Source organism: Thauera humireducens (assembly GCF_001051995.2).
Taxonomy (GTDB): Bacteria; Pseudomonadota; Gammaproteobacteria; order Burkholderiales; family Rhodocyclaceae; genus Thauera; species Thauera humireducens.
In genome coordinates this window covers 960,881-982,709 of record NZ_CP014646.1, presented here as the reverse complement: position 1 = coordinate 982,709, position 21,829 = coordinate 960,881, and the positions used below count along the sequence as shown (strand labels likewise).

Annotated in this window: 22 protein-coding genes; 10 read left to right on the top strand and 12 right to left on the bottom strand. The window is 66.6% G+C overall.

Translation table 11 applies throughout. The features are described 5' to 3' along the window. Nucleotides 1-13 precede the first annotated feature (13 nt). The 6 genes from AC731_RS04580 to ppx form a co-directional block, all read right to left on the bottom strand. Entirely contained in the window at nucleotides 14-814 is an 801-nt protein-coding gene (locus tag AC731_RS04580; RefSeq protein ID WP_048709567.1) for an enoyl-CoA hydratase, read from the bottom strand. Between the two features lie 162 nt (nucleotides 815-976). Further along, nucleotides 977-1,609 carry an ABC-type transport auxiliary lipoprotein family protein gene (locus tag AC731_RS04575; RefSeq protein WP_048709564.1) on the bottom strand — a complete coding sequence of 211 codons (633 nt, stop codon included), beginning with the start codon at nucleotides 1,607-1,609 and terminating at the stop codon, nucleotides 977-979. Nucleotides 1,610-1,635: 26 nt separating this feature from the next. Continuing rightward, nucleotides 1,636-2,580 (bottom strand): MlaD family protein, encoded by a 945-nt coding sequence (locus tag AC731_RS04570; protein ID WP_048709562.1) that lies wholly within the window; start codon nucleotides 2,578-2,580, stop codon nucleotides 1,636-1,638. A 1-nt stretch (nucleotide 2,581) separates the two neighbouring features. Further along, complete coding sequence (locus AC731_RS04565) at nucleotides 2,582-3,376, bottom strand: ABC transporter ATP-binding protein (RefSeq protein ID WP_048709560.1); 795 nt, start codon at nucleotides 3,374-3,376, stop codon at nucleotides 2,582-2,584. Further along, entirely contained in the window at nucleotides 3,373-4,497 is a 1,125-nt protein-coding gene (locus AC731_RS04560) for an MlaE family ABC transporter permease (RefSeq protein WP_048709557.1), read from the bottom strand. The genes AC731_RS04565 and AC731_RS04560 overlap by 4 nt, the downstream gene beginning before the upstream one ends. A gap of 6 nt (nucleotides 4,498-4,503) precedes the next feature. Beyond that, nucleotides 4,504-6,006 carry an exopolyphosphatase gene (gene ppx / locus AC731_RS04555; RefSeq protein ID WP_048710626.1) on the bottom strand — a complete coding sequence of 501 codons (1,503 nt, stop codon included), beginning with the start codon at nucleotides 6,004-6,006 and terminating at the stop codon, nucleotides 4,504-4,506. 186 nt (nucleotides 6,007-6,192) lie between these two features. Between ppx and ppk1 the strand changes: the two genes are divergently transcribed. Beyond that, the gene (gene ppk1, locus AC731_RS04550) at nucleotides 6,193-8,274 is read left to right on the top strand and encodes a polyphosphate kinase 1 (RefSeq protein ID WP_048709556.1); all 2,082 of its coding nucleotides are present in this window, start codon (nucleotides 6,193-6,195) and stop codon (nucleotides 8,272-8,274) included. Nucleotides 8,275-8,362: 88 nt separating this feature from the next. Here the strand turns inward: ppk1 and AC731_RS04545 are convergent, their stop codons facing one another. Next, entirely contained in the window at nucleotides 8,363-10,567 is a 2,205-nt protein-coding gene (locus tag AC731_RS04545; RefSeq protein WP_048709553.1) for a RelA/SpoT family protein, read from the bottom strand. A gap of 123 nt (nucleotides 10,568-10,690) precedes the next feature. Here AC731_RS04545 and AC731_RS04540 point away from each other — a divergent pair, with 123 nt between their 5' ends. From AC731_RS04540 to AC731_RS04525, 4 genes are all read left to right on the top strand, one after another. Next, the gene (locus tag AC731_RS04540) at nucleotides 10,691-11,584 is read left to right on the top strand and encodes a DMT family transporter (RefSeq protein ID WP_048709549.1); all 894 of its coding nucleotides are present in this window, start codon (nucleotides 10,691-10,693) and stop codon (nucleotides 11,582-11,584) included. 3 nt (nucleotides 11,585-11,587) lie between these two features. Further along, nucleotides 11,588-12,373 (top strand): M90 family metallopeptidase, encoded by a 786-nt coding sequence (locus AC731_RS04535; protein WP_048709547.1) that lies wholly within the window; start codon nucleotides 11,588-11,590, stop codon nucleotides 12,371-12,373. Next, entirely contained in the window at nucleotides 12,370-12,834 is a 465-nt protein-coding gene (locus AC731_RS04530) for a flavodoxin family protein (protein WP_048709544.1), read from the top strand. Before AC731_RS04535 ends, AC731_RS04530 begins: the two co-directional genes overlap by 4 nt. 198 nt (nucleotides 12,835-13,032) lie before the next feature. Beyond that, nucleotides 13,033-13,470 (top strand): host attachment protein, encoded by a 438-nt coding sequence (locus AC731_RS04525; protein WP_004251484.1) that lies wholly within the window; start codon nucleotides 13,033-13,035, stop codon nucleotides 13,468-13,470. A gap of 189 nt (nucleotides 13,471-13,659) precedes the next feature. On the opposite strand, the gene thpR is transcribed toward AC731_RS04525, so the two are convergent. From thpR to ispD, 3 genes are read right to left on the bottom strand one after another with little or no spacing between them, the layout of a single operon-like run. After that, the gene (thpR, locus tag AC731_RS04520; RefSeq protein WP_048709541.1) at nucleotides 13,660-14,223 is read right to left on the bottom strand and encodes an RNA 2',3'-cyclic phosphodiesterase; all 564 of its coding nucleotides are present in this window, start codon (nucleotides 14,221-14,223) and stop codon (nucleotides 13,660-13,662) included. Further along, a complete protein-coding gene (ispF, locus tag AC731_RS04515; protein ID WP_048709538.1) occupies nucleotides 14,216-14,710 on the bottom strand; it encodes a 2-C-methyl-D-erythritol 2,4-cyclodiphosphate synthase in 495 nt (164 codons plus the stop codon). Before ispF ends, thpR begins: the two co-directional genes overlap by 8 nt. Beyond that, entirely contained in the window at nucleotides 14,710-15,426 is a 717-nt protein-coding gene (ispD, locus tag AC731_RS04510; protein ID WP_004251492.1) for a 2-C-methyl-D-erythritol 4-phosphate cytidylyltransferase, read from the bottom strand. The genes ispF and ispD overlap by 1 nt, the downstream gene beginning before the upstream one ends. A 140-nt stretch (nucleotides 15,427-15,566) precedes the next feature. On the opposite strand from ispD, the gene AC731_RS04505 reads away from it, so the two are divergent. From AC731_RS04505 to AC731_RS04485, 5 genes are read left to right on the top strand one after another with little or no spacing between them, the layout of a single operon-like run. After that, on the top strand, nucleotides 15,567-16,841 hold the full coding sequence (locus AC731_RS04505) for an MgtC/SapB family protein (protein ID WP_004251495.1): 1,275 nt from the start codon (nucleotides 15,567-15,569) through the stop codon (nucleotides 16,839-16,841). 48 nt (nucleotides 16,842-16,889) lie between these two features. Then, complete coding sequence (gene amrB / locus AC731_RS04500; protein ID WP_048709535.1) at nucleotides 16,890-17,714, top strand: AmmeMemoRadiSam system protein B; 825 nt, start codon at nucleotides 16,890-16,892, stop codon at nucleotides 17,712-17,714. After that, nucleotides 17,701-18,267 carry an AmmeMemoRadiSam system protein A gene (gene amrA / locus AC731_RS04495; protein WP_048709534.1) on the top strand — a complete coding sequence of 189 codons (567 nt, stop codon included), beginning with the start codon at nucleotides 17,701-17,703 and terminating at the stop codon, nucleotides 18,265-18,267. Before amrB ends, amrA begins: the two co-directional genes overlap by 14 nt. Then, complete coding sequence (gene amrS / locus AC731_RS04490; protein ID WP_048709531.1) at nucleotides 18,264-19,394, top strand: AmmeMemoRadiSam system radical SAM enzyme; 1,131 nt, start codon at nucleotides 18,264-18,266, stop codon at nucleotides 19,392-19,394. The genes amrA and amrS overlap by 4 nt, the downstream gene beginning before the upstream one ends. Then, entirely contained in the window at nucleotides 19,391-20,047 is a 657-nt protein-coding gene (locus AC731_RS04485; RefSeq protein WP_048709528.1) for a dienelactone hydrolase family protein, read from the top strand. The genes amrS and AC731_RS04485 overlap by 4 nt, the downstream gene beginning before the upstream one ends. A 56-nt stretch (nucleotides 20,048-20,103) precedes the next feature. On the opposite strand, the gene AC731_RS04480 is transcribed toward AC731_RS04485, so the two are convergent. After that, entirely contained in the window at nucleotides 20,104-20,796 is a 693-nt protein-coding gene (locus AC731_RS04480) for a nitroreductase (RefSeq protein ID WP_048709526.1), read from the bottom strand. Between the two features lie 69 nt (nucleotides 20,797-20,865). Then, nucleotides 20,866-21,669 (bottom strand): alpha/beta fold hydrolase, encoded by an 804-nt coding sequence (locus AC731_RS04475; protein ID WP_048709523.1) that lies wholly within the window; start codon nucleotides 21,667-21,669, stop codon nucleotides 20,866-20,868. Between the last annotated feature and the right edge of the window lie 160 nt (nucleotides 21,670-21,829).

The following is a 21,829-nucleotide window of genomic DNA, read 5'->3' as shown; positions in this document are numbered from 1 at the left end:
CCGCCGCTCAGGCTCAGCGCCCCTTCCACTCCGGCTTGCGCTTGGCGATGAAGGCGTCGATGCCCTCCGCCGCATCCTCGCACATCGCGTTGCACGCCATGGTTTCGGCTGCCATCTGATAAGCCGCATCCATGCCCATTTCGAGTTGCCTGTAGAACATCTGCTTGCCCATGCGGATGGCCACCGGCGATTTGGCGACGATCGAGGCGGTGAGTTTCGCAATCTCGGCGTCGAGCTGCTCGAGCGGCACGACGCGATTGATCAGGCCCCGGCGCTGGGCTTCGTGGGCGTCGATGAAGTCGCCCGTCACCAGCATCTCGAAAGCCTCCTTGCGCCCCATGTTGCGCGACAGACCCACGCCTGGCGTGGCGCAGAACAGGCCGACATTGATGCCGGACACGGCGAAGCGCGCGACATCGGACGCGACGGCGAGATCGCACATCGATACCAGCTGGCAGCCCGCCGCGGTGGCGATGCCGTGCACCCGGGCGATGACCGGCTGCGGCAGTTCGGTGAGCTTCATCATGAACTTGCCGCACAGACGGAACAGACGCTGCTGGAAATCGTGCGTGTGATTGGCACGCATCTCCTTGAGATCGTGCCCGGCACAGAAGGCCTTGCCCTCGCCGGCCAGTACCACGACGCGCACGCTGTCGTCGCGCGCGATCTCGTCCACCGCCGCGATCAGGGCCTCCAGCATCTCGAAGGACAGGGAGTTGAACTGGTTCGGACGATTCAGGGTCAGCGTCGCGACGCCGTTCTGGTCGTGACGCTGCAGCATGGAATCGGTATTGGGAACGGGCACGGCGCTCATCAGTGTCTCCTCCGGGTGTCGAGTCTTGGATGCGGTAGTTTGTTTACGTTAACGTCAACGTTGACCGATGGTACCCGCTGACACTTCGAGTCGCCAAGCCCATCGCATCCTCGACCCTCGGTGAGCTGCGGACAGGGTTTGCCGCTGCACCCGAGACCGTCTTCAGGCACCGCAGCGCGTGGGGCCATTCAAGCCCTCGCCTGGCGCCTGGTCAAGCCTGGTAATCCATTCGGCTACCTCCGTGGCCAGCCGCGCGCTGGCCCGCCGAAATCCGGCGACGCCGCCCGCCGCGTCGGCCGTGGGCGCGGCTTCGACGATACGAAACTCGTGGTGTGCGATGGGGACATCGCTGCGCGGTGGAATCAGGCCAATGCGAGCGAGCAGCTCTACCTGGCTCTGCCCGGCGCTCGGGAACTCCTGCACGAACTCGTCCAGTTCCATCTGCAGGCGGCAACGCAGGCCACCCGTGCCGCTGCTCAGACTGCGTTCGAGCACGAGCGCGAGCATCTCGGCCGGCTGCGAAGCCCAACGGCTTTCGGCGTAGGCCCGCCGGCGATCGGGGTCCTGCCACAGCAGGCGGTATTGCATGGCGCTGAGTGCGAGCCAGGGGCGGGTATTCACTTCGACCCGGCTCGGCGCGAGGGCGGGCCGCAAGACGCGCGCATTGCCTGCGCCGAGATCATAGAACGCCATCGGCGGCGGCTTGATCTGCAGTCCGCCGCAAGCGGCGAGCAACGGGACTGAAGCGATCGCGGCAAGGATGGCGCGAACACGCCGTGATGACGCGATCTGCATTGCCGATGTTCTTTCTGTTCTTGCTCTCATTTCCGTCCTTCGACGAAGCCCGTCTCGCCCGGGCCTGGCTCCCGCACCGCACGGCCCGTCAGCAGCATCTGCGGTGTCGACTCGACCTCCTCGATCAGCCGGCCTACCCGGCGCGAGGTTGCGCTCAGGTCGCGCAGCAGTTCGTTGAGCCGCGGCAAGGCGCCTTCGAGCAGGCCGTTGCTCGCCGTCGTCGCAGTCTGGTCGAAGCGGTCGGCCATGTCATCCAGTCTGACGAGCAGCATGCGAAGTTCCTGCAACGCGGGCCTGGCCTCGGCGGTGCTCTGTTCGATGTTGGCCAGTGCGGCGGAGAGACGCGCGACGTTGTCGGGCGTGAACACGCTGCGGATCGCTTCGAGCGTCCGCGGCGCTTCGGCAAAGCTGCGATCCATGCCCTCGGCCGCAGCCTCCAGTCGTGCCAGCGTCTGCTTCAGCCGCCTTGCACTGTCGTCGTCGAACACGGCGGACATCCGTTCGCTGAGCAGACGGAACTGCTCCACCGCAGCCAGCGTGCGGTCGCCGATCTGGCTGAGGAGCCCGGGTTCGAGGGGAATGCGCGGTGTCTCTCCGTTCTCGCCGACGAGCGGGGTCGGGTCCGCTCCGCGGTCGTCGAGCTGCACATAGGCCAGGCCGGTCACGCCCAGGGTGCCCAGCGTCGCCCGTGTGCCGCGCGTCAACGGAACGTCGGCCGCCACGCGGACGCGGACGAGGATGGCGCCACTGTCCTGTGGGTCGATACGGATCTCCTTCACCGTGCCCACCGCAAGCCCGCGGAAGCGTACGCGCGCCTGCGGGCCCAGGCCGTTGATGTCCTCGCGTGCGACCAGCACCACCTCCTTCGCCGTTTCGCGATCCTGCGAGAACCACCACAGGGCGATGAGGACCCCGGTGCCGAGCAGCAGCGCGAACAGTCCGGCCGCCAATGCGTGCGCCCGATTCTCCATGTCAGGTCTCTCCGTTGGCGCGGGTCAGCGCCCGGCGGCCATGTTCGCCGTGAAAGAAGCGTTCGATGAAGGGGTGTTTCACTTGCAGCGTCTCCTGCAGTGGTGCGTAACTGACAATGCGCCGGTCTGCCAGTACCGCCACGCGCGTGGCCATTGCCGCGAGGGTGTCGAGGTCGTGCGTGACGAGCACCACGGTCAGCCCAAGCTCCTGCCTGAGGGCGAGGATCAGGCGCACGAAGCGCGCACTGCGGTCCGGGTCCAGTCCCGCTGTCGGCTCGTCCAGCAACAACAGTTCCGGCTCCAGCGCCAGCGCACGGGCCAGTGCGGCCCGCTTGACCATGCCGCCCGACAGCTCCGCCGGCATCAGCAGGGCGTGCTCCGGCTCCATCTCGACCATCGCCAGCTTGAGGGCGACCAGCGCATCGAGCTCGTCGGGACGCGCGATCCCGAGTTCCTTCAGTGGGAAAGCGATATTCTCGCCGACGGTCAGTGCGGAGAACAGCGCGCCTTGCTGGAACAGGACGCCGTAGCGGCGCTGGCGCGCGATGCGCTGGTGAATCGTGCCCTGGTCGACCCGTTCGCCGAAGAGCCGCAGCTCGCCGGCTTGCGGCCGCGTCAGCCCGATGATGTGGCGCAGCAGCGTGGTCTTGCCGCTACCCGAGCCGCCGACCAGCGCGACGATCTCGCCGCGTTCGATATCGAGGTCGAGCCCGTCGTGCACAAGGTTCCGTCCGAAGCGCGTGACCACGCCGCGCAGCGAGACGACGGCCTCGGTGTCTTCATGCCGCTGGCTCATCCGGGAATCCCGATCGAGCGTGTGGCGATCGCGAACACCGCATCGGCGAGAATCACGACCGTGATCGCAGCGACGACGGAGGCCGTCGTGTGGGACGACAGACTCTCGGTATTCGGCTGCACGCGCAGGCCGAAGTGGCAGGCGATCAAGGCGATCAGCAGCCCGAAGACCGCGCCCTTGGCCAGGCCGATGTACACGTTGGCGATAGGTACGGCGTCGGGCAATGCGGTGATGAAGAAATGGAAGGAGATGTCGAGCTCGACCAGCGCCGAGACCCAGCCACCGATCAGCGCCACGCTCGAGGTCCACAGCACCAGCAAGGGCATCGCCAGCGTCAGTGCGATCACCTTCGGCAGCACCAGGCGCAGCGAACGCGAGACGCCCATCGCGGCAAGCGCGTCGATCTCCTCGGTCACGCGCATGACGCCGAGCTGCGCCGTCATCGCCGAACCCGAGCGGCCTGCGACCAGCACCGACACCAGCACCGGCCCTAGCTCGCGGATGATGCCGAGGCCGAGGATGTTCACGATGAAGGCGTCGGCACCGAAGATCTTCAGCTGCAATGCCGACAGATAGGACAGCACCACGCCAATCAGGAAGCCGACCAGCGCGGTCACCGGCATCGCCTTGACGCCGACCTTGAAGACGTTGGCGGAGATCTCCAGCAACGGCCATTCGCGCGGATTGCGCAGCAGATGCACCAGATCGAGCCCGAGCCGCCCCAGCAACGCGGCAAAATCGAGCAGGTGCCCGGTGAAGGCGATCAGGACACGCCCGAAGGTCACGAAGGCATCCTCGGCGCCGAAGCCTGGCGCTGCGGGAATGGGCCGCTCCGCGCTACGGGCGATGCGCTCGATGATCGCACGGTGTGCCGGATCGAGCTCCAGCCGCTCTGGCCAGCGGCCCTGCCATGCCCGCCACAGCAGCGTGGCGCCGAAACTGTCCAGTCGCCCCAGCGCGCTCAGATTCCAGGCCGCATCCGCCGGGACGAGCGCAAGTCCTTCGCGAAGCTCGCCAATGCTCGCCGTCAGCGAGCGTATTGTCCAGTCACCGGTGACCCTCGCCTCGCGCCGCTCTGGCGCGAGTTCGACCCGGGCGGCGGTGGGCTGGTCCCTGCTCACGCGTGCTCAGGCGGCGGCGTTGCGTGCGCCGAGGGAGCGGATGTAGAGCCCGCGACCGAGCGCCATCCACTGGCGTTGCTCCTCGTTGAGCGCAGCGGCCGTAAGCGGCAGATTCTGCAGCCAGCCGGCGGCGGTGTTGACGCTGAAGCCCCGCCCTTCGCGCTGCATCGTGATCGGCGGCACCCCGCGGGCGTCGCGGGCGCGGTGAATCACGACCGCCAGGCGCAGACAGGCGATCAGCAGCCAGTCGACACTGCCCGGATCGATCGAGGCAACGCGTTCGAGCTTGCCGCGGTGCGAGAGCACCAGCCGCGACAGCCGGCCTTGGTCCATGCGCGAAAAACCCGGCATGTCGGCATTGGCGACGATATAGGCGCTGTGCTTGTGGTAGCTCGAATGAGCGACCGAAATGCCGATCTCGTGCAGCAGTGCCGCCCAGCGCAGGAAGCGGCGGTCGGGGTGTTCAGGGTCGGCCATCGCGGGCTCGAGCTGTTCGAGCAGGTAGCAGGCCGTGTCAGCCACCTGCTCCGCCTGCCGCGGATCCACGTTGTAGCGGCGCATGAAGGCACTCACCGTCGCGTCGCGCAGGTCATGGTGGTGATATCGCCCCAGCAGGTCGTAGAGCACGCCGAGACGCAGTGCGCCCTCGGAGAACACCATGCGGTCGATGTCGAACTCCTTGAAGATCGCGCTCATGATGGCGAAGCCTCCGAGGATGACTGGCAGGCGGTCACCCCGCAGACCGGCCAGGTCGAGCGCGTCGATGCGTCCCGCGCGCAGCAGCTCCGTACGGAACCGCTCGAGCCCTTCACGGGTGATGCCCGAAGGCGAGAAGCCGTTCTGCTCAAGGATCTCGGTCAGCGCCTTGGCCGAACCGCTCGAGCCTACGGCCGCCTCCCAGCCGACTTCCCGATAGGCGCCGACGATGGTCTGCAACTCGCGGCGTGCGGCGAGTTCGGCATCCTTCAAGCTGCGCTTGTCCACCTTGCCATCGGGGAAGAAGCGCAGGCTGTAGCCGACGCAGCCCATGTAGCGCGACTCGAGCAGGATCGGCTCGAAGCTCTTGCCGATGACGAACTCGGTCGAGCCGCCACCGATGTCGACCACCAGCTGCTGCTTGTGCGGGTCGGGCAAGGTGTGGGCGACGCCAACGTAGATCAGGCGAGCCTCCTCGCGTCCGGCGATCACCTCGATCGGGAAGCCCAGCGCAGCCTCGGCGCGGATCAGGAACTCGGGCGCATTCTTTGCGACGCGGAGTGTGTTGGTCGCCACCGCGCGGACTGCGCCCGGCTCGAAGTCGTGCAGCCGCTCGTGGAAGCGCTGCAGGGCCGTCACGCCGCGCTGCTGCGACGCCAGGTCGAGCTTCTTCTCCGGGGACAGGCCCGCGGCGAGCCGAACCGACTCCTTGAGACCGTCGAGCGGGTAGATCTGGTCATTGACGATGCGTCCGACCTGCAGTCGAAAACTGTTTGAACCCAGGTCAACTGCAGCGATCAGATTTCGCATCATCGAAAGAGCCATTGGGGCGGTATGCTGGAAACGCGAATTCTAGCACTCTCGTTTCGATGCGCTGCAGCACCAGATAATTGCCGCCAATGATTCGTTGCGCCGCGCGCACACGCTTACCGCTGTCATCAAGATGCAACGAATCTGTCACATAATCCGGAAGATAATTCAACGCGCCAAAGAGCACCCATGTACGCCCCGAAGAACGATCGCAACTACCCCACGGATCACTTCATCAATCGAGAACTGTCGCTGCTGCAGTTCCAGCGCCGGGTGCTGGCGCAGGCCGCCGACCCGACCGTGCCGCTGCTCGAGCGCCTGCGCTTCCTGTGCATCGTGTCGAGCAACCTCGACGAGTTCTTCGAGGTCCGCGTCTCGGGCATCAAGGAGCAGATCCGCCTCGGCAGCCGCAAGCCCGGCAACGACGGCATCTCACCGCGCGACCTGCTGGAGAAGGTCAGCGACGAAGTGCACGAGATCATCTCCGAGCAATACACGCTGCTCAACGAGGACATCCTCCCCGCGCTCGAGCAGGAAGGCGTGGTGTTCCTGCGTCGCAGCCTGTGGACCGAGGCGCAACTGCGCTGGATCCGCGACTATTTCATGCGCGAGGTCATGCCGGTGCTGACCCCGATCGGGCTGGACCCGGCACACCCCTTCCCGCGCGTGCTCAACAAGTCGCTCAACTTCGCCGTCGAACTGGAAGGGCGCGATGCCTTCGGGCGCGATTCCGGTGCCGCGATCGTGCAGGCGCCGCGCGCCCTTCCCCGGGTAATCCGGTTGCCGCGCGAGATCTGCGACCAGGAATACACCTTCGTCTTCCTGTCGTCGGTGCTGCACGCACACGTGCATGAACTGTTCTCCGGGATGACGGTGCTGGGGTGCTACCAGTTCCGTGTCACGCGCAACTCCGACCTGTTCGTCGATGAGGAAGAGGTCAAGGATCTGCGCGCCTCGCTGAAGGGGGAACTGCAGCAACGCCATTTCGGCGATGCAGTGCGCCTGGAGGTCGCCGACAACTGTTCGGACGAGATGGCGAACTTCCTGCTGCAGCACTTCCACCTGGAGCAGGACGATCTGTACCGCACGCCGGGCATCGTGAACCTGGTGCGGCTGATGCAGGTGCCCGACTGGGTCGAACGCCCCGAACTGAAGTATTCGCCCTTCGTGCCGGGCGTGCCGAAAGCGCTCGACAAGCGACGCCAGATCTTCGCCGCGCTGCGCGGGACGGACGTGCTGCTGCATCACCCGTTCCAGAGCTTTGCGCCGGTCATCGACCTTCTGCGTGCGGCGGCCGACGACCCGCAGGTGCTGGCCATCAAGATGACGGTGTATCGCACCGGCACCGACTCGGTGCTGATGGAACATCTCGTACGCGCCGCGCAGAAGGGCAAGGAAGTCACCGTGGTGCTGGAGCTGATGGCGCGTTTCGACGAGGAGGCGAACATCACCTGGGCGAACCGCCTCGAGGAAGTGGGCGCGCACGTCGTCTATGGCGTATTCGGGTACAAGACGCATGCCAAGCTGCTGATGGTGGTGCGGCGTGAGGAAAGGGGCCTGCGCCACTACGTGCACCTGGGCACGGGCAACTACCATCCGCGCACCACGCGTTTCTACACCGACTTCGGCCTGCTCACCGCAAATGAGGAAATCGGCGAGGATGTCGCCACCGTGTTCAAGCAGCTCACCGGGCTGGGCACGGCAAGCGAACTGCGCCACCTGTGGCAGGCCCCGTTCAGCCTGCAGCCCAAGGTGGTCGAGGCGATCCGGCGTGAAGCCGATATTGCCCGCGAGGGCCGTCGCGGACGCATCATCGCCAAGATGAACGCGCTGCTCGAACCCGAGACCATCGAGGCGCTTTACGAAGCCTCGCAGGCCGGTGTCGAGATCGACCTGATCGTGCGCGGTCCCTGCGCGTTGAAGCCCGGCGTGCCCGGCCTGTCGGACAACATCCGGGTGCGATCGGTCATCGGTCGCTTCCTCGAGCACCACCGCATCTTCCACTTCCATGCCGATGGTGCCGACCTGATGTTCCTGTCGAGCGCAGACTGGATGGACCGCAACTTCTTCCGCCGCATCGAGATCGCCTTCCCGGTCCTCGATCCGCGCCTGAAGCGGCGCGTCATGAAGGAAGGCCTGCGCCCTTACCTGGGCGACAACTGCCAGGCCTGGGAGATGCAGTCGGATGGCAGCTACAAGCGCAAGAACCCGCGCGGCATCCGGCGCGCCGCACAGCTGATCCTGCTGCAGGAACTCGCTGCCAGCAGCTGAGCCGAGTCGCGGCGTGACGGGCTGAAAACGGATCGGGGGCTGGCACCGGCATGGCGCAGCCCCCGATCTCATTGCGGCCGCAGAAGGCCTACTTGCGTTGTGCGTCGATCACACCCGATACCTCGCGGATCAGCGTGATGGCGCGCTGCACTTGCTTGATGCCGCCCACCTCCATCGTGAAGCGCATGTAGGCGGTGCCCTTCTTGGTCAGCGTATTGACCGCGATCACGTTCAGCTTCTCGCGCGACAGCACTTCCGAAATGTCGCGCAGCAGCCCCTGCCGATCCATCGCCTGCACCGTGATGTCGACCTGGTACAGCGCGGTCTTGGTGTCCGTTGCCTTGTCGCCCCATTCGGCCGAGATCACCCGTTCCGGGTGCTTCAGCGCCAGCATCTGGAAGTCGTGGCAATCGACGCGGTGGATCGAGATGCCGCGCCCGCGGGTGACGAAGCCCTCGATCGCATCGGGTGGCGCCGGCTTGCAGCAGCGCGACAGCGAGGTCATCAGCTTGCCGACGCCGACGATCAGGATCTTGTCGGAGTTGTCGCCCGAGCGGCTGCGGCTGACGACGAAATCCGGTTCGGCGTGCGTATCTGCCCCGGGCCCGCTGCCCTCGCGCAGGGCCACCTGCACCGAACGCGGCCCCACCTCGCCGCGGCCCGCGGCCAGGTAGAGCGCCTCGGCGTTCTTGAATCCCAGCCGCTCGGCAAGGCCGTCGATGTTCGCCTGCGCATGTCCGTCGCGCTGCATCTCCTTGGTGACGAAGCTCCGGCCCCGCGAGAGCAGCTCCTCCTCGTCGAGCTGGGCGAAGTACTGCTTGATCTTCGAGCGTGCGCGCGAGGTCGCGACGTAGCCTTGGCGCAGGTCCAGCCAGTCGCGCGATGGCCCGCCCTCCTTCACCGCGGTGATCTCGACCGTCTGGCCATTCTCCAGCGGCGTGTTGAGCGGAACCAGATGGCCGTCCACCTTCGCGCCACGGCAGCGGTGGCCCAGGTCAGTATGCAGGCGATAGGCGAAGTCGATCGGCGTGGCGCCGCGCGGCAGGTCCACGACCTTGCCCTGCGGCGTCAGCACGTAGAGCGTATCGTCGAGCGAGGCGCGCTTGTACTGCTCCATCCAGTGCGCCGAGTCGGTCACCTCGTCGCGCCATGACAGAAGATTGCGCAGCAGCGCGATCTTCTCGTCGTAATCGGAACCCGACTGGGTGCCTTCCTTGTAGCGCCAGTGGGCAGCCACGCCCATCTCGGCATGCCTGTGCATGTCGTGGGTGCGGATCTGCACTTCCAGCGCGCGGCCGTCGCCCGCCAGTACCGCAGTGTGCAGCGACTGGTAGTTGTTGCCCTTGGGCTTGGTGATGTAGTCGTCGAATTCCTTGGCGATCGGCTGCCAGATCTGGTGCACGAAGCCCAGCACGGTGTAGCAGTCCTTCACCTCGTCGACCAGCACCCGCAGGGCGCGGATGTCGAACACTTGCGAGAAGTCGAGCCGCTTCTTTCGCATCTTGTTGTAGATGCTGTAGATGTGCTTGGCGCGGCCGGTGATCTCGGCCTTGATCCCGACTGCCGCAAGTTCGCTGCGCAGGCGCTCGATGGCGTCGTGGATGAACTGCTCGCGCTCGATACGGCGCTCGTCGAGCATCTTGGCGATGCGCTTGTAGGTCTCGGGCTCGATGAAGCGGAAGGAGAGGTCCTCCAGCTCCCACTTGAGTTGCCACACGCCCAGCCGGTTGGCCAGCGGCGCGTAGATGTCGAGGCTCTCGCGCGCCACATCGACGCGCGCGTCACCCGGCAGATCGGTGTAGAAGCGCAGGGTCTGGGTGCGCGAGGCCAGGCGCACCAGCACGACGCGGATGTCCTCGACCATCGCCAGCAGCATCTTGCGCAGGACCTCGGTCTGCGCTCGGATCTCCGGTGCGGTGGTGGTCGCCGCCATGCGCGTGAGCACGCGCAGGCCATTGAGCTTGTGCAGGCCGCGGACGAGCACGGCAATGTCCTCGCCGAAGCGGGACCTGAGTTCCTCGGCCGGGTCGTCGAGTTCGTCCCACACCGCGAACAGCAGCGCCGCGATCCGCGTCTCCGCATCGAGTCGCAGCGACGCCGCGATCAGCGCGGTACCGATCGCGTGCGTCCAGATGGACTCGCCGGTGCCGAGCACCTTGTCGTCGTAGAGCTCGGCGATCCAGTCGAGCGCGGATTCGACCCGGCCGCGTTCGGTCTCGGAGAGGCCGGCGGCAAGCAAGTCGATCGGGGGGGCAGTGTCGCCTTGGGCGATGGCGTGAGTGACGGAAACCATGGGGGTGAATTATTCCATACAGCAGGCGTGCTGACCGTGCCTTCCGACCATCCAGGCGACGAAGCGTTCGTCACCATGCCACCGTGTGCGATCATCTCGGGCCGACAAACACGACGATCCGAGATGCATCGCCTCACCGCCAACCCCTACCTGCTGCTCACCCTCACTGCCCTCTTCTGGTCCGGAAACATGGTCATGGGCCGTGGCATCCGTGCCGACGTACCCCCCATCGCGCTGGCATTCTGGCGCTGGATCATCGCGTTGGCGCTGGTCGCCCCGCTCGCCCTGCCCCATCTGCGCAGCCAGTGGCCGCGGCTCAGGGCGGCGTGGCCGGTCATCGTCGTGCTCGGCCTGCTCGGCGTAGGCGGCTACAACACCTTCGCCTACCTGGCGCTGCAGCACACGACCGCCACGAGCGCGACGCTGCTCAATTCCTTCATCCCGATCGCGACCATCGCCTTCGCCTTCCTGTTCTTCGGCAAGCGCCTGAGCCGCCTCGAGACGGCCGGTGTCGTCGTGTCGCTGGGCGGCGTGGCGGCCATCGTCAGCCGCGGCAGTCTGGAAATCCTGCTCGGATTCACGCTGAACACCGGCGACCTGTGGATGCTGGCGGCGGTCACCGTCTGGGGGCTCTACACGGTCGGCCTGCAGAAGCGGCCCGAGGGGGTGCATCCGATGCTGCTGCTGGCCGCCTTCACCGTCGTCGGCCTGCTCGCGCTGACGCCCGCCTATGCGTGGGAGCTGTCCGCCGGGCGTACGATCAACCTCGGCTGGAGCGCGATCGGCGGCATCCTGTACACGGGCATCTTTCCCGGCTTTCTCGGCTACGTGTTCTACAACGCCGGCGTCGCCGCCGTGGGGCCGGCGCGTGGTTCGCTCTTCATCCACCTGATGCCGGTATTCGCGACCCTTCTCGCGGCGATCTTCCTCGACGAGCGGCCCTATCTCTACCATTTCGTCGGCATCGCCCTGGTGTTCGCCGGCATCTACCTGACCACCCGGCGGCAGCCGGCCTGAACGATGGTGTTCGCGCGGATTCGCCGCTGGCTGGGGCTGGGTGAGCGTGAAGGCCCGGCGGTGTCCGACGAGCAGTGGGCACGCGTCGAGCGTCGGCTGCTCTTCCTCGACTTCCTGCCTGCGGAGGCGCGTCTGCGCCTGCGCGCGTTGGCGCTCGAGTTTCTCGCCACCAAGCAGTTCCACGGCGCGCATGGGCTGGTGCTGGATGACGACATGCTGCTCGGCATCGCGCTGCAGGCCTGTCTGCCGATCCTCAACATCGGTCTGCGGGCCTACGCCGGCTGGGTGGGCGTGGTCGTCTATCCGGGCGACTTCCTCATTCCGCGTCGCGAGTACGACGAGGCCGGCGTGCTTCACGAGTACGACGACGAGGTGCTCGGTGAGGCCTGGGTAGGCGGCCCGGTGCTGGTGTCGTGGTTCGACGGCGAGGCGCAGCCCGCGGGCGTCAATGTGGTGATCCACGAGTTCGCGCACAAGCTCGACATGGAAAATGGCGGCGTGGACGGCTTGCCGCGGCTGAGAGCCGGCATGTCGCGCCAGGCCTGGGCAGACGCTTTCTCCGAAGCCTACGAGGCGTTCTGCGAGGAGGTGGACAACGGCGGCGACACCGAGATCGATCCCTATGGCAGCGAGCATCCGGGCGAGTTCTTCGCGGTGGTGTCCGAGGTGTTCTTCGAGACGCCCTCGGTACTGATGCGCCACTTCCCGAAGGTTTACGCGCAGTTGCAGCAGTTCTACGGCGTCGACCCCGCCGCCGGCGAGGCGAGGTTGCGGGAGTCGGCAGCATGAGTGCGCGCAAGCGGTTGCTGATCGTGTTTCACACGCAGTCGGGCAACACGGGGCAGCTTGCCAAGGCCGTGCTGCGCGGCGCCGGGCGCGTTACAGAAATCGAATCCCGGCTCATGCGCGCCTTCGATGCCGGCGTCGATGAGCTGCTGAACTGCGATGGACTGCTGCTCGGCACGCCGGAGAACTTCGGCTACATGTCCGGTGCGCTGAAGGACTTCTTCGACCGGACCTACTACCCATGCGAGGGGCGGCTCGTCGGCCTGCCCTATGCGGTGTTCGTCAGTGCCGACAACGACGGCACCGGGGCGGTGCGGGAGATCGGGCGCATCGCGAACGGCTACGGCTGGAAGTGTGTCGCCGAGCCGCTGATCGCGCGCAAGGCGATCGCGCCCGAGCACCTGGCTGCAGCCGAGGAGCTCGGCGAGGCGATGGCATCGGGGCTGGCGATGGGCATTTTCTGATTGCCGCTCGGCCAGTTCACCCGCCGGCGCGGCTTGGCAGGACGCGATTCATTGCTCGAAACTTATTTTCACACTGTGGTAACGAAGCCGTTTGGCAGTCCCTCCGGGAGTGGCTAAGCTTGAAACGGTGGCATTCGTCCGCACCTGTTTTGTGCGACGGATTGCACATCGACCTTTTCACGCAACGGAGGTTGTTTCATGGCCATCACCTGGATTTTGGTTGCCAACGCCAGCCTGGCGAAGCTGTATGCGAACCTCGGCCCCAACAAGGGCCTCACGCTGGTCAAGGAACTGATCCACCCCGAAAGCAGGCAGAAGAACTCTGAACTCGTCACCGACCGCTCCGGCGCCATGGCCGGCAATGGCGGCGGCGGCTCGATGCAGCCGCAGACCCTTCCCAAACAGCACGAAGCCAAGGTCTTCGCGCAGGAAATCGCTCAGGCGCTCTATCAGGGACGCTCACAGAACGCGTTCAAGCGCGCCATCCTCGTCGCTCCGCCTGCCTTCATGGGCATGCTCAACACCGTCATCGACGGTCCGACCGCACAGCTCATTACGGACCGCTTCGAAAAGGACTACACCAAGACTTCGGAACCCGAACTCAGCGAACGTCTGGCTTCGGCCATCTACCTGTGAAGCCGAGCGATCGGCACGTTGAAGGAGGACGCGTTTGACGAGACTCCACCCATCTCACGACAAAGCTTGATCGGGCAGCGACCGATCTCTTGACGTCTCCTTCGAGGAGACCTGCAGGCGTCCCTGATGGACGACCTCTGGCACTGCGGGGCGCTTGGCGCCCCGCAACCTTGTTCCGAAGCAGTCTTTTCAACGCGCAGCGTCTTCGCCAAGCGGCCAATGGCCGAGTTCCCGATAGCGCGCACCGTCCGGGCCGCGTTCCGACGCCACCAGCACGAAGGCGGACACATCCCAGGTGATCGCCGCGACCTGCTGCGCCGGTGGTGCGTGCAAGGCATTGCGCACGATGGTCACATGTGGCGCGAAGGGACGGCGCTCGAGCGCAACGCCACGTTCACGCAGGGCGCTGCCCAGCTGTCCGGCCAGCAGGCCCAATGGCTCAGGCGGGCTGCTCGGTCCAAGCCAGAGCACGCGGTTGCCGTGCCAGCTTCCGCATCGGTCGAGCACCAGTGTGCAGGGTGGCGCGTGCACCTGCGCCGCGGCTTCGGCAAGTATTGGGAGGCGCGACACCGGCGTATCGCCGAGAAAGGCCAGGGTCAGGTGGATCGTGTCCGGCCGCATGAGCCGTCCACCACACGCACCTTGCAGTTGGCGAGCTTCGCAATGCAGGCAGGACGCGGTCGGTGCGTCGGGCCATAGCGCGAAGAACACGCGCAGGCGCGGCGCCGCACCGGCTGCGCCTGCATCAGGCATGGTCGCCCTTCACCAGCAGCGCCACCGCCTGCGCGGCGATGCCTTCGCCGCGGCCGGTGAAGCCGAGCTTTTCGGTCGTCTTGCCCTTGATGTTGATCGCGGCCGGATCCATCTGCAGGTCGGCGGCGATGTTGCCGACCATGGCCGGCGCATGCGGCAGGATCTTCGGTGCGGTGCAGATCACCGTCGCGTCGATGTTCGCCACCGCCCAACCCGCGTCGCGGACGCGCGCAAAGGCTCCGCGCAGCAGCACGCGGCTGTCGGCGCCGGCGTGGCGTTCGTCGGTATCGGGAAACAGGCGGCCGATGTCACCGAGGCCGGCGGCGCCCAGCAGCGCATCGGTGATCGCGTGCAGCAGCACGTCGGCGTCGGAGTGGCCGAGCAGTCCGCGCGGATGGGGGATGGTCACGCCGCCGATGATCAGCGGCCGGCCAGGCACCAGCGCATGTACATCAAAACCCTGACCGATTCGAAACGGAACGTTCATCACTTGAGCCCCTCGCGGTTCTGCAGTATCCACTCGGCCAGGTGCAGGTCGAGCGGATAGGTCACTTTCAGGTTGGTGGCGTCGCCCTGCACCAGGCGCGGACGCAGGCCCGCCGCCTCGATGGCGCTCGCCTCGTCGGTCACGTCCGACGCGCCTTCGAGCGCGCGGCGCAGCATCACATAGCGGAACATCTGCGGCGTCTGTGCCTGCCACAGGCTGTCGCGCGGCACGGTCTCGGCCACATGGCGATGGGCGTCGGCCCGCTTCAGCGTGTCGGCGACCGGCACCGCGAGCAGGCCGCCCACTTCCTCGTGCGCCAGTTCGCGCACCAGCTTGTCGATGTGCCAGGGGGCGAGGCAGGGGCGTGCGGCGTCATGCACCAGAACCCAGTCTGACTGCGTCACGTCGCCAGCGATGGCGCGCAGGCCACCCAGCACGCTGTCGGCGCGGGTCGCACCGCCGCAGAACAGGGGCACGAGCTTGTCGCCGAGTGCACTCCAGTCATAGCGCGACCATTCGCGGTCGTCCACCGACAGGACCACGAAAACCTTGTCGATTTCCGGTGCAGCGCACAGCACGGAAAGGGCGTGATGGATCAGGGGGCGACCGAGCAGCGAGAGGTACTGCTTGGGTCGGGCCGCACCCATGCGGGAGCCGCTGCCGGCAGCGGGCACGATGGCGAAATGACGCGGGTGATGGTTTTGCATGGCGCGCATTCTAGCGAAGCAGCTCGCCGCGCGAACGGCGAACGGCGTGAAACCGCCTGCAAGGCGGGTCCCGCAAGCGTGCTTCGCGCGGAACCGGCGGTGCGCGCGTGTATGATCGGACACGTCCGCACCGCATATCCGCAGGCGCCATGCCCGACGCTCTCCCCCTTGATCCCGACCAGATCGAAGCCTTCCTCATCGCCATCGGCATCGGCCTGCTGATCGGTCTCGAGCGCGAGCGTGTGCCCTCGGCGCGCGCCGGCCTGCGCACCTTCGGCCTCGTCGCCATGTTCGGTGCCCTCGTCGCCATGCTCGGCCAGGACCTGCAGAGCATCGCGCCTTTCGTGGCCGGCCTGGTCATCGTCGGCGTCACCATCATCAGCGCCTATCTGCGCCATCCCGATCCGTCCGATCCGGGCACGACCTCGGTCGCCGCCCTGCTCGTGTGCTACTGCCTCGGTGCGGCGGTGTGGATGGGCTACGCGCAGCTCGCGGTGATGCTGGCGGTCGGCACCACCGTGCTGCTGTACTTCAAGGCACAGTTGCGCGGCATTGCCACCCGCCTTCAGCCGCGCGACTGGATCTCGATCCTGCAGTTCGGCGTGCTGTCGCTGGTGATCCTGCCGATCCTGCCCAACGAGGAATTCGGGCCCTTCGGCGCGCTCAACCCGTACCAGATCTGGTGGATGGTGGTGCTGATCTCCGGGGTGAGCCTGGCGGGCTACACCGCGCTCCAGCTGGTCGGCGCGCGCTATGGCACGGTTTTCGTCGGGATCTTCGGCGGACTGGCCTCGAGCACGGCGACGACCATGGTCTATGCACGCCAGGCGCGCGGAACCGAGGCCATCGCGCCGATGGCGGGACTCGTGATCGTGCTGGCCAACCTCGTGATGCTGCTGCGGGTGGCGGTGATCGCCGGTCTCGTGGCACCGAGCGTGCTGCGTCCGCTGCTCGTCGTCGTGATCCCCGGGCTGGTTCTCGGCCTTGCTGGCGTGCTCTGGCACTGGCGCGGTCTGGGCGAGCGCGGCGAGACCGTGCTGCCGAACACCAGCAACCCGACCGAGCTGAAGGCCGCCCTGGGTTTCGGCCTGCTGTACGGCCTCGTGCTGCTGTCTGCGGCGTGGCTGTCGGACTACTTCGGCAATCGCGGCCTCTATGTGCTGGCCCTGGTGTCGGGCCTGACGGACGTCGATGCGATCACACTGTCGAGCCTGCGGCTGTTCTCGATGGACAAGCTCGCCCTGGAGCCGACCGTGATCGCGATCGGGCTGGCAATGCTGGCCAACCTCGGCTTCAAGACCGCAATGGCGCTCGTGATCGGCGGCCGCCCGCTGGCTGCAAGAGTCCTGCCCGGCATGATGGTGGTTGGGCTCGGACTGGGTGCCGGCATGGGCTGGAGCGCGTTGCAGGCGGCAAGTCTATAATTTGCCTTGTCAAACGGAGTTCCGTTTGCGAACGCCAGGGAAACCAGCATGGCCAATGCTTCCGTCCGACCGGCGGCCGTCGCCGGCCAGTTCTATCCGGCTGATGAGCGCGTGCTGCGCATCCAGCTTGCCGAAATGCTTGCGTCCGCCGTTCCGCTCGAGCAGGTGGCCCCGCCCAAGGCGATCGTCGTGCCGCACGCGGGTTACATGTACTCGGGGCCGGTCGCCGCGAGTGCATATCGCGCCCTTGCGCCGCTGCGCGGGCAGATTCGCCGCGTCGTGATGCTCGGGCCGACGCATCGCGTGGCGGTGCGCGGGTTTTCGCTGCCCGCGGCACAGGCCTTCATGACCCCGCTCGGAGAGGTTCCCCTGAGCCGTGCCGACTGGCTGGCCCTGCAGGCGCGCGACGATGTGCGGGTGGACGATTCGCCCCACGCGCTCGAGCACTGCCTTGAAGTGCAGCTGCCCTTCCTGCAGATGGTGCTCGACAGGTTCACGCTCGTCCCGCTGCTGGTCGGCGACGCCGACGACGAGAGCGTGGCCGAGCTCATCGAGGCCCTGTGGGGCGGCCCGGAAACGCTGATCGTGATCAGCTCGGACCTTTCGCATTACCTGTCTTACCGCCAGGCGCAATGGATCGACCGCTCGACCGCCGATCAGGTCATCGCCCTGCGCGCGGGGCTCAACCACGAACAGGCTTGCGGGGCAACGCCGCTCAACGGCTTGCTGCTCGCCGCCCGACGCCAGCATCTGCAGCCTCACCTGCTCGATCTGCGCAATTCCGGCGACACCGCGGGCGACCGCACGCGCGTGGTCGGCTACGCCAGCATCGCCTTCTGCGAACCGGAGCCCGATGCCCATGCCCGCCACTGACCTCGGCCCCGAGCTGCTCCGTCTCGCACGCGCAGCGATCGCGCATCACCTTGGGCTGGGTCCCGCGCCCGAGCCCGGCGCCGATCCGAGGCTTGGCGAGCGCGGCGCGACCTTCGTCACCTTGATGCTGGAGGGCGAGTTGCGCGGCTGCATCGGCAGCCTGCGGCGCACCCGCGCGCTGGGGGCCGACGTCATCGCGAATGCCATTGCGGCCGCCAGCCAGGATCCGCGCTTTCCCCCGCTCGACGCCGACGAGTTCGCGCAAGTCGAGGTCGAGGTGTCGCTGCTCAGCGAGCCGGAATTCATCGACTTCGCGGACGAAGCCGACCTGCTGCGCCAGTTGCGCCCTTTCGAGGACGGTCTGATCCTGTTCGCGGGCTGTCGCAGCGCCACTTTCCTGCCGCAGGTGTGGTCGCAACTGCCGCAGCCCGAGATGTTTCTCGCCGCGCTCAAGTGCAAGGCCGGCATGCCGGTCGAGCGTCCGGTGGACGGCCTGATGGCCGCGCGCTACAACGTCAGAAAGTGGCATGAATCCCGCGCGGAGGCCTCATGAACGCAAGCCCGGCCAGCGGCCAGAATCATCCCGGCCGGTACTGGCACCGTCTCGACGACGGCCGCATCCAGTGCGACCTCTGCCCGCGTTACTGCAAGCTGCACGAGGACCAGCGCGGCGCGTGCTTCGTACGCATGCGCGAGGGGGATGGCATCGTGCTGACGACCTATGGTCGCAGCTCGGGCTTCTGCATCGACCCGATCGAGAAGAAGCCGCTGAACCACTTCTACCCGGGCAGCAAGGTTCTCTCCTTTGGTACGGCGGGCTGCAACCTCGCGTGCAAGTTCTGCCAGAACTGGGACATCTCCAAGTCGCGCGACATGGACAGCCTGATGGATGCCGCATCGCCCGACGAGATCGTCGCCACCGCCAGGCACTGGGGCTGCCACAGCGTCGCCTTTACCTACAACGACCCGGTCATCTTCGCCGAGTACGCGATGGACGTCGCCGATGCCTGCCATGCCCACGGCCTGCAGACGGTCGCGGTTACCGCGGGCTACATCACCGAGTTGGCGCGGCGCGACTTCTTCAGCCGCATGGATGCGGCCAATGTCGACCTGAAAGGCTTCACCGACGATTTCTACGTCCGGCTGTGCGGTGCGCATCTGCAGCCGGTGCTCGACACCCTGGTCTGGCTGCAACACGAAACGGATGTGTGGGTCGAGCTGACCACCCTGCTGATCCCGGGCCAGAACGACTCGGATGCCGAGTTGCAGGCTTTGTCGAAATGGGTACATGACGAACTTGGCGCGGAGGTGCCCTTGCACTTCAGCGCCTTCCATCCCGACTTCAAGATGACCGAGGTTCCCCCGACCCCGCCAGCAACCCTGACGCGGGCACGCCGCATCGCGCTAGATGCCGGCCTGAAGCATGTCTACACCGGCAATGTGCATGATGTCGAAGGTGACACCACGCATTGCACCGGCTGCGGACGTCCGCTCATCGTGCGCGACTGGTACGAGATCCGCAGCTACACGGTGGACGCCCAGGGCGCCTGTCCCGATTGCGGCACCAAGCTGGCCGGGCGCTATGGCCCGGTCGGCGCCGCCGCTGGGGATGCATTTGGCGCACGCCGCATCCCCGTCGCCATCCATCGCCAGCCCCTGCAGGGCAGGAAGACTTCGTGAAACTCCGGCACATCGATCTCAGCATTCCTGCGCACGGCGTTTGGCTGGACGGCGTCCTCGCCCATGCACCTGACGTCCGCGGGCTTGCCATGTGCCTGAACTCGTCGGGACACCCTCCGCTCGATCAGTCGCACCGGCCGCTTGAACTGACGCTGCAGGCGGCCGGCTTCGCGACGATGACGGTCGATCTGCTGACCCGTCAGGAGGCACTGCGCGATCCGGACGCCCCGTTCAACATCCCTCGCCTCACCGACCGCGTCCTCGCTGCCATCGAGTGGGCTTCGCATCAGCCGCCGCTCGTCGGCCTGCCACTCGCGGTGGTTGCAACCGGCACGGGCTGTGCAGCGGCGGTTCGCGCCGCGGTGCGGTCGCCGGAGTCCTTTCGTTCGATCGCGTTCCTCGGCGGGCGCGCCGATCTGGCTGGCGCCGAGCCCCTGCGCGCCGTACGCACGCCGATCCGTTTCATCGTGACGCCCGGCACGCCCGAGGCCACCATCCTCACCCGGGCCTATCCCCTGCTGAAGGGGGATCATCATTGGCTGGCGCTGCCACCGACCGACAGCGAGCACGACAACGACCTGCTGGCCGCACGGGCAGCCTGCGCCTGGTTGCGGCAGCACTTCCCCCAAGCAGAGGGCACGGCGCAGGCCTGAGGGCCGTGCGCGCGCGGCGGCGACCGGGCGTTGCCGCCGCGCGGCAAGCGGTAGCTTCAGTCGCGAAAGGAGACCCACTCCGACAGCGGTGCGCGCTCGGTCCGGAGCGTGTTCTCCGGCGCGGCTGGATCGGCGTAACCCAGGGACATGCCGCAGATCAGCGTTTCGTTGTCGGGGATCTCCAGCGTCTGGCGGATGATGCGGTGGAACTGGATCAACGCGGCCTGCGGGCAGGTATCCAGTCCGCGCGCCTTCGCTGCCAGCATGACGTTCTGCAGGAACATGCCGTAGTCGAGCCAGGAGCCCTGCTCCATGACCCGATCGACCGTGAAGATCAGCCCGACCGGCGCATCGAAGAACTTGTAGTTGCGCGCGAACTGCTCGTGCATGCGCTTGGCGTCGCCTTTCTGGATGCCGAGCAGGCCGTAGAGCTGCAGGCCGACCTTGCGACGGCGGTCGATATAGGGCGAGATCCATTGCTTGGGGTAGTACTGGTAGGGATCGGCATGCGTTGCCGCTTCCTCGGGGTCGTCGAAGGCGGCCAGCAGGCGTTCGGTCAGGGCCGCCTTGGTCTCACCGGTCAGCACCCAGGCCCTCCACGGTTGAATGTTGGTGCCCGAGGGCGCGCGCGAGGCGACGGCAAGGATCTCCTCGATGGTTGTGCGCGGCACGGGGCGCGGCAGGAAGGCGCGGCACGAGTACCGGCTCTGGATCACTTCGTCGACTGCGGGCTGGAAGGCGTTCGTCATGCTCAAGATCTCTTGTCTGGGTTGTGGGGGCGCTTTGCCGATCACAATGCGTCGGTCGCGATGCGCCGGTCAGGGGATGTCGCGCAGGAAGGCGGCGACGCGTTGGAGCACGTCTGCCGGTCTTTCCCGATGTGGTACGTGTCGTGTCGCCGCCATCACCTCGACTCGGGCAGGACCGCTCACGAGCCGGCCGATCCGCTCCGGGTGCGCGGGACTGCCATACTCGTCGTCGGCGCCATGCAGCGCGAGCACAGGACAATGCACCTGCGGCAACACCGCATCCAGCGACCACGTTGCGAACTCGGGACTGAGCCAGGAGCCGATCCAGGCGTCGAGCACCCAGGCCGCCTTGTCGCCGTGGTAACGGGCGAGCCTTTCGACCTGGGCCGGGTCGGTGAACAGCTCGCGCGCCGTCTCGATACCCGCAAGGGTCCGGTCCTCGACGAAAGCCTGGGCCGACTCGGTGATCAGCGCGGCACAGTCTGTGGCGAAACGTGCCGCGCAATGCACGGCCATGCCGCCCCCGACGCTATGGCCGAAGGCGACGAAGCGGCCAAGGCCCAGCTGCCGACGAACGGCGTCGAAGCCCGCTTCCGCTTCGCGCGCGACGAAGTCGAGTGGCAGCTTTCCGGGGTGAGCATCGGACCGCCCGAAACCGAGGCGATCGTAGGCAAGGACCTGGCGTCCGGTCTCGGCACACAAGGCGGCGGGAAAGTCGCGCCAGAGTTCGACGCTGCCGAGCGAGTCATGCAGCAGGATGATCGGCGTGTCCGACACGGCCGACTCGGGTGACCAGGCACGCACATACAGGCGCCCGCTGCCCGACTCGAACCAGCGGTCCTGGATGTCGAGTCTTGGGAAATTTCGAGTCATCGTCTCGCGGTGTTCGTTGTTGGGAGGATGGGTGATCGACGTTCGCGTCGAGGACGATGATGCTTTTGCATGCCGTTAACGTCAACGTAAGGAACTGCCGCCGTCGCTGACCCGTCGTAACCTCCCTGCGCAGCATCGCCCGCCACGACACGCCGGCTTC